This is a genomic window from Actinosynnema sp. NPDC023658 (assembly GCF_040639995.1).
Classification (GTDB): Bacteria; Actinomycetota; Actinomycetes; order Mycobacteriales; family Pseudonocardiaceae; genus Actinosynnema.
This window is the reverse complement of record NZ_JBFAAX010001281.1, coordinates 1-1,414: the sequence shown is the minus strand read 5'-3', so window position 1 is coordinate 1,414 and position 1,414 is coordinate 1. Positions and strand designations below refer to the sequence as shown.

Annotated in this window: 2 protein-coding genes; one reads left to right on the top strand and one right to left on the bottom strand. The window is 71.1% G+C overall.

Features of this window, described 5'->3' with window-relative positions:
- On the top strand, positions 1–1,028 hold a 1,028-nt coding region (gene argS / locus AB0G02_RS40280), incomplete at its 5' end, for an arginine--tRNA ligase (RefSeq protein WP_360805833.1).
- A gap of 62 nt (positions 1,029–1,090) precedes the next feature.
- On the opposite strand, the gene AB0G02_RS40275 is transcribed toward argS, so the two are convergent.
- A partial coding sequence (locus tag AB0G02_RS40275) for a dihydrofolate reductase family protein (protein ID WP_360805830.1) occupies positions 1,091–1,414 on the bottom strand: 324 nt, incomplete at its 5' end.

The window sequence follows — 1,414 nt, the reverse complement described above, 5'->3', positions numbered from 1 at the left end:
GGTCGTTCCGCGCCATCTACGACCGCTTGAACGTGCTGCTCACGCCCGAGGACTCGGTGGGCGAGTCGTTCTACAACCCCATGCTGGCCGACACCGTCGACGAGCTGGTCGACGCGGGCATGGCCGTCGAGAGCGACGGCGCCCTGGTCTTCTACTCGCGGGAGGTGACCGGTCCCGACGACAAGCCGGTCACCCTCATGATCCGCAAGCGCGACGGCGGGTACGGCTACGACACCACCGACCTGGCCACCATCCGCTACCGCATCCGCGACCTCAAGGCCGACCGGCTGGTCTACGTCACCGACTCGCGCCAGGCGCTGCACTTCCAGCTCGTCTTCGAGGCGGCCCGCCTCACCGGCTGGCTCACCGACGGCATCACCGCCGAGCACGCGGCGTACGGCACCATCCTCGGGCCGGACGGGACGCCGTTCAAGACGCGCGCCGGTGGCACCGTGCGGCTGATGGACCTGCTCGACGACGCCGTGTCCCGCGCGCGGGCGGTCGTGACCGAGAAGAACGCCGAGCGGAACATCGACCTCGACGCGGCCGAGCTGGACCGGATCGCGGAGATGGCCGGGATCGCCGCGGTGAAGTACGCGGACCTGTCCACCTCGCGGGTGAAGGACTACTCCTTCAACGTCGAGCGCATGGTGTCCTTCACCGGCAACACCGGGGTCTACCTGCAGTACGCGCACGCGCGGATCAGCTCGATCCTGCGCAACGCCGGCGACCGGCCCGACGTGGTCGACCCGTCGATCCCGCTCCAGCCGGCCGAGCGGGCCCTGGCGTTGGAGCTGGACGCCTACGGCGCCGTGCTGACCGAGGTGGCGGCCGGGCTGGAGCCGCACCGGCTGTGCGGTTACCTCTACGAGCTGGCACGCGCCTTCACCACGTTCTACGAGGCCTGCCCGGTGCTGAAGGCCGACGAGCCGGTGCGCGGCAACCGGCTGGCGCTGTGCCGGCTGACCGCGCGCACGCTCGGTCACGGCCTGGACCTGCTGGGGATCACCGCGCCGGAACGGATGTGACCCGGACGCCTCCGCCCGACCCGGCGCGTGGGCGGGCGGAGGCGACCGGACCGGTCACCGACCTACCGGACCGGCCGGTAGGTCAGGACGACGACGCCGGGCGGGATCACGGTGGTGTCGACGAGCTCGAGGTCGACCCGGCGTGCGCCGTCCTCGAAGATGGTGCGGCCCTTGCCGAGCAGGACCGGGTGGAGCATGACCCGGTACTCGTCGACGAGGTCGTGGTCGAGCAGGGTCTGCGTCAGGCCCCGGCCGCCGTAGACGACCAGGTCGCCGCCGGGCTGCTCCTTGAGCTTGGCCACGCCCTCGGCGACGTCGCCCGTGATCAGGTGGGAGTTCTCCCACTCCAGCTCGGTGAGCGTGGTCGACGCGACGTGCTTGGCCAT